This window comes from Nostocoides sp. (genome assembly GCF_035343835.1).
GTDB lineage: Bacteria > Actinomycetota > Actinomycetes > Actinomycetales > Dermatophilaceae > Nostocoides_A > Nostocoides_A vanveenii.
Genome location: NZ_DAOQZV010000189.1, coordinates 1 through 6,363 on the forward strand (window position 1 = coordinate 1; position 6,363 = coordinate 6,363).

A 6,363-nucleotide genomic window follows, 5' to 3' on the forward strand; every position below is an offset into this window, starting at 1 on the left:
CGACGGGGCGTCCGCGGCGCCGAGCCCCTCCCAGGACGGGGACGTCGGTCCCGCCGTCATCGAGGACGTGCCGGCGGCAGCGCCGAGCCCGGTCCAGAGCGTGGCCCGGCTGCGGCATACGTATCGTTTCGGGGGCACCATCGGCGAGCTTGCCGAAGCGATCCGCGCCGGTGACGCAGCGGCCACCCTCCGCCTGCTCACGGGCGGCGCGCCGGAGGCGACGCTGATCCCCAACGCCGAGCCGCGCAAGGCCCTGCTCGTCGCCTCCGCGCTGACCCTGCGTGAGCGGGCCCTCGATGGCGACGCGCGAGGCGCTCTCGACGCGCTCGCGCATCATCGCTTGCTGTGCGCCCACCGCACCGGCCCGGTCGGGGTCACGCACTGGAACCGCCTCGTCACCCAGTGGCTCAGCGAACGGGTCGATGACAACTTCTGGGCGGCCTACTATCCCGGCCGGCCACTGCTGGTCACGACGAACGACTACGGCATGGACCTTTTCAACGGCGACACCGGCGTTGTCCTGCGCCGCGACGGGCGGCTGATCGCCGCGTTCGACCGCGGCACGCAGACCCGGGAGATCGCGGTCGCGCGCTTCAGCGATGTCGAGACCATGTATGCCGCAACGGTCCACAAGAGCCAGGGCAGCCAGGCCGAGCACGTCACGGTCGTGCTGCCCGAGATGGACTCGCCCCTGCTGACCCGAGAGCTCATCTACACCGCCGTGACCCGGGCCCAACGCGAGGTCACCGTGATCGGCACCCCCGCCGCGATCGGTGAAGGCCTTGCACGCCGTAGCGTGCGCGCTTCGGGCTTGCGTCAGCGCTTGACCCAGGATTTCCCGACACTGAGTCCGCAGAGTTAGTTTGAGCGGATGAACTCGCCCATCGCCGCAGCCACGTGGCTGGGTGAGTTGACCGACGAGTTGATCAGTCGGCAGGTCGACCCGGGGACCTTCGTGCGCGGCCGCGGCTATGCCGATTCGGGGATGGTCCGCAATCTGACCTCTGCTGACCGGGGCCGGATGCTGCTCGCCGAGGTCGAGGGCACGCGCAGCCGCCCCTATCAGACGCTGATCACGGTCACCGACACCCACCGGGGCCCGGGTCCACGCTGGACGTCGCGCTGCAGCTGCCCGGTCGGCACGGACTGCAAGCACACGGTGGCTGTCCTCCTCTATGCCCGGGCCCGCTTCGCCGAAGCGAACGCGGGGCCGGTCACCCCGGACTGGGAGCAGGCGCTGCGGCGGCTGATCGAGGAGCGAGCGGAGCCCAAAGACACCGCGCCTGGACTGGGCCTGATCATCGACCCGCTGCCGGTTGCCGCGAACTACCGTGCGATGATGGGCCAGCCTCGCATCGCCCTCCGCCCGACCCGGCGTACCAAGACCGGGCAGTGGGCGCGCAACCTGACGTGGTCCGAACTCGCCTCCCCCGGTGGGTCGCGAATGCCGATGAACCGCACCCACCTGAGCGCCCTGCGCGCCATCCACGACTTACATCGGATCGCCGGCGGCCGCGACGGCTACTTCTACACGACCTCCGAGATCTATCTCGGCGCACTCGGGATCCGCGTCTGGCCGCTGCTGCGTCAGGCCCTCGAGTCGGGCGTCGAACTCTTGGCCGGCCCCAATGTGAACGGTGACCTGCGCCTGATCCGCGAGCCCGGACGGATCGTCATCGACGCCACCCGGGACGACAACGAGATCGTGCTGCGCACCACCGTGGACGCAAGCGGGGACCTCGGCCCAGTCCAGGGCGTACAGATCCTCGGGGAGCCACCACACGGCCTGGCCGTTCAAACGCGCGACGGCCTGGCCCTCCTCGGGCTCGAGGCCGAGATCGACCCGCAGTTGACGGACCTGCTCACCCGGCACGGCGAATTGCGGATCCCCGGCGCCGACACCGACCGCTTCGTCCACCTCTATCTGCCCCGCCTCAGCCGCCAGGTCCGCGTGACCTCGCGCGATGCCAGCGTCACCATCCCCGAACAACCCCGCCCGATCGTCCGCGTGCGGGTCGCGACCCCCACCCCTCAGCACATCGAGCTCGCCCTCGACATCGCGTATGCCGCCCCCTCCGGGACGATCCTGACCGCCGACGGCGGCGCTCTCTTGCCGCACGACCACGGCGCTGAGCAGCAACTTATCGCCAGCCTGGACGTCCTGGACGCCATCCCATCGGCCCGGATGCGCCGGGGCACCGAATACGCCGGGCATTGGGATCTGGCCAATCGCGTGGTCCTCCACGCGATGGCCGCCGTCCGCTTCATGAATGATGTCCTGCCCGAGCTCGAGGCCGAGCCGGATATCCATCTGGTGGTCGAGGACGAGCTGACCAGCTTCACCGAGGCCACCGAGGCCCCGGTCATCGATGTCACGCTCCGCGACGGCGCCGACGGGCACACCGACTGGTTCGACTTGGGCGTCTCGGTGACTGTCGGTGAGGAGCAGGTGCCGTTCGAGCCGCTCTTCAGAGCACTCGCGGCCGGTGACGATGCCCTGCTGCTGGACTCGGGCACCTGGTTCCGCCTGGACGACCCCGCCCTGGACCGCCTGCGCGAGTTGATCGCCGAGGCTCGCGAACTGGTCGACCCCGGCCGGCCGATGCGCCTCTCGCGTTATCACGTGGGGCTCTGGGACGACCTTGCCGAACTCGGTTTCACCTCCGTCGACAGCGCCGCCTGGACCGCGAGCATCGAGCGGCTGCGCGACCTCGCCGTCGCCGAGCCAGCCCCGGTTCCCGCGGGCCTGCAGGCGACCCTGCGGCCCTATCAGGTCGACGGCTATCGCTGGCTGGCCAGCATCTGGGACGCCGGCCTCGGCGGCATCCTCGCCGATGACATGGGCCTGGGAAAGACGCTCCAGACCATAGCGCTGCTCGAAAGAGCCAGGGCCGCAGGAGAACTCGACAATCCTGTGCTGGTCGTCGCCCCGACCAGCGTGCTCGGCGTCTGGGCGAGCGAGGCCGAGAAGTTCGCCCCCGAGCTGCGCGTCACCGTGCTCGCCGAGACGGCCAAGCGGCGCGGCTCGTCGGTCGCGCAGGCGAGCTCGGGCGCGCACCTGGTGGTCACGTCCTACGCCGTCGCTCGCATCGACGGGGACGACTTCGCCGCGGCAAGCTGGCGCGGACTGGTCCTCGACGAGGCGCAATACGTCAAGAACCACCAGGCCAAGACGCACCACATGCTGCGCACGATCGGCGCGCCGTTCACCCTGGCGATGACCGGCACCCCGCTAGAGAACTCGCTGATGGACCTGTGGTCGCTGCTCGCTCTCGTCGCGCCGGGCCTGTATCCGCGCGCCGACCGGTTCATCGAGCACTACCGTCGCCCGATCGAGTCGGGCGAGTCGCCCGAGATGCTTCACCGGCTGCGCCGCCGGATCAAGCCGCTGATGTTGCGCCGCACCAAGGAGATGGTGGCCGCCGACCTGCCTCCGAAGCAGGAGCAGCGGCTCGCCGTCGAACTGACTCCGGCGCACCGACGCCTCTACGACCAGCACCTGCAGCGCGAACGCCAGCGCGTCCTCGGCCTGCTCGACGACCCGGTCGGCAACCGGGTCGCGATCCTCGCCTCGCTGACCCGGCTGCGGCAACTGAGCCTGGATCCGGCGCTGATCGACGCCGAGAAGTGGGGCTCGGGCCGGCCGGCCAAGGTCGAAGCCCTCATCGAGCAGCTTCAGGAGTTGCGCGTAGAGGGCCACCGGGCGCTGGTCTTCAGCCAGTTCACCGGCTTTCTGCGCCGCGTCGAGAGCCACCTGGCCGAGGCGGGCATCAGCACCGAATATCTCGACGGCGCGACCCGCAACCGGGCCGACGTCGTCAAACGTTTCCGCACCGGCAACGCCGACGCCTTCCTCATCTCACTCAAGGCCGGCGGCGTGGGTCTGACGCTGACCGAGGCCGACTATGTCTTCGTCCTCGACCCGTGGTGGAATCCCGCCGCCGAGGCTCAGGCGATCGACCGCGCCCACCGGATCGGTCAGACCAAGATGGTCATGGTCTACCGGCTGATTGCCACCGGCACCATCGAGGAGAAGGTCGTGGAGTTGCAACAGCGCAAGCGAGATCTCTTCGATCGCGTTGTCGATGAAGGCGGGGCGATGTCGGGCCAGATCACGGCCGACGACATCCGGGCGCTACTCGACGCCGACTGAGCTGCCGGCCCCGGTGCGAGAGTAGGTGCGCCAAGGGTGCCGTATATGTGGTCGAGGGCACGCCCGGGCGGATGAAAGAATCCGACACCATGACCACCACACCCGCCTCGCCTCGCGCCATCCCCGAGCGGCCCACGCTCGACGGACTCGAGGAGAAGTGGGGGGTCGTATGGCAGCAGCAAGGCACCTTCGCCTTCGACCGCGCTCGCGCGCTGTCCCTCCCCCGCGACCAGAGCTTCGCAATCGACACCCCGCCGCCGACCGCGAGCGGCAGCCTGCATATGGGGCACGTGTTCAGCTTCACCCACACCGACTGCATAGCCCGCTACCAGCGGATGCTGGGCCGGGAGGTTTTCTATCCGATCGGCTGGGACGACAACGGCCTGCCGACCGAGAAGCGCGTGCAGAACTTCTACGGCGTGCGCGGCGATGCGACCCTGCCGTATGTCGAGGGTTATGAGCCGCCCCATCGCGGCACCGCCCGCTCGATCAAGTCCGCCGATGAGCAGCCCATCAGCCGCCGCAACTTCCTTGAACTGTGCGAAGAGCGCACGATCGAGGATGAGAAGAGCTTCGAGTCCACCTTCCGCCGCCTCGGCCTCTCCTTCGACTGGGACCAGACGTATCGCACCATCGACGACCGCTCGCGCGCGACCTGCCAGTGGGCCTTTATCCGCAATGTCCAGCGGGGCGAGGCCTACCAGTCCGAGGCGCCGGGCCTGTGGGATGTCACCTTCCAGACTGCCGTCGCGCAGGCCGAGCTGGAAGCCCGTGACTACCCCGGCCACTACCACCGGGTCGCCTTCCACGCCGCCGACGGGCCGGTCTACATCGAGACCACCCGCCCCGAACTCATCCCCAGCGTGGTCGCGCTCATCGCCCACCCCGACGACGAGCGGTATGCCGCCCGCTTCGGCACCACGGTCACCTCGCCGCTCTTCGGGGTCGAGATCCCGGTGCTCGCGCACCCGGCCGCCGAGATGGACAAGGGCGCCGGCATCGCCATGTGCTGCACCTTCGGCGACCTGACCGATGTGCTCTGGTGGCGCGAGCTGCGCCTGCCCACCCGGTCGCTGATCACCCGCACCGGCCGGATGCACCACGAGAGCCCCGAATGGCTCGTCGGCACCCCCGGCGAGGCGCTGTACGCCGAGCAGGTGGCGGGTAAAACGGCATACGGAGCACGGGAGGCGATCGTCGCCGCGCTGCGGGCATCCGGCGACCTCGACGGCGAGCCGACGGCCACCCAGCGCAAGGCGAACTTCTACGAGCGCGGCGAGAAGCCGCTGGAGATCGTCACCACCCGCCAGTGGTACATCCGCAATGGCGGGCGCGACCCCGAACTCAACGCCGAACTCGTCGCGCGCGGAGACCAGATCGCCTTCCACCCGGCCTTCATGCGCAGCCGCTATGCCAACTGGGTGGCCGGCCTCAATGGCGACTGGCTGGTCTCGCGGCAGCGCTTCTTCGGCCCGTCCATCCCGGTCTGGTATCCGCTGGACCAGGACGGGGAACCGGTGTGGGACAACTACATTCTGCCGAGCGAGGAGATGCTCCCGGTCGACCCGATGGCCCAGCCGGCGCCCGGCTACACCGAGGACCAGCGCGGCAAGCCCGGCGGTTTCGTCGGCGACCCCGACGTCTTCGACACCTGGGCGACCTCGTCGCTGACTCCGCAGATTGCGCTCGGCTGGCGCCGGGATGACGAACTCTTCGGCCACCTCTTCCCGATGGACATGCGCCCCCAGGCGCACGACATCATCCGCACCTGGCTCTTTGCGACGGTGGTGCGCGCGCACTGGGAGTTCGGTTCGATCCCGTGGACCAATGCCGCGATCTCCGGCTTCATCCTCGACCCGGACCGCAAGAAGATGAGCAAGTCCAAGGGCAACGTGGTCACGCCCGAGGACACCCTCAAGGAGCACAGCTCCGACGCGGTGCGCTACTGGGCGGCCAGCGGCCGGCTCGGGACCGACGCGGCCTACGACATCGGCCAGATGAAGGTCGGCCGGCGCCTGGCGATCAAACTGCTCAACGCGACGAAGTTCGCCCTCGGCTTCGGCGATGTCACCGGCGACCTCGCGGCCGTCGTGACCGAGCCGCTCGACCTGGCGATGCTCGCCGGGTTGCGCGAAGTCGTGGCCCGAGCCACCGCGGGCTTCGAGGCGTGGGACTTCACCCGCAGCCTGGAGGTCACCGAGAGCTTCTTC

3 protein-coding genes are annotated in these 6,363 nt (G+C 69.4%); all 3 read left to right on the forward strand.

Translation table 11 applies throughout. The annotated features are described in order from the left end of the window. Positions 1-862: ATP-binding domain-containing protein (locus PKH97_RS12390; protein WP_324387786.1), on the forward strand; the 862-nt coding region annotated here is incomplete at its 5' end. Positions 863-871: 9 nt separating this feature from the next. Beyond that, the gene (locus tag PKH97_RS12395) at positions 872-4,153 is read left to right on the forward strand and encodes a DEAD/DEAH box helicase (protein ID WP_324387787.1); all 3,282 of its coding nucleotides are present in this window, start codon (positions 872-874) and stop codon (positions 4,151-4,153) included. Positions 4,154-4,242: 89 nt separating this feature from the next. Continuing rightward, a partial coding sequence (gene valS, locus PKH97_RS12400; RefSeq protein WP_324387788.1) for a valine--tRNA ligase occupies positions 4,243-6,363 on the forward strand: 2,121 nt, incomplete at its 3' end.

Bases quoted from the DNA above. Each gene is read 5' to 3' on its own strand.
- PKH97_RS12395 (WP_324387787.1), top strand. From the start codon at position 872: ATGAACTCGCCCATCGCCGCAGCCACGTGGCTGGGTGAGTTGACCGAC.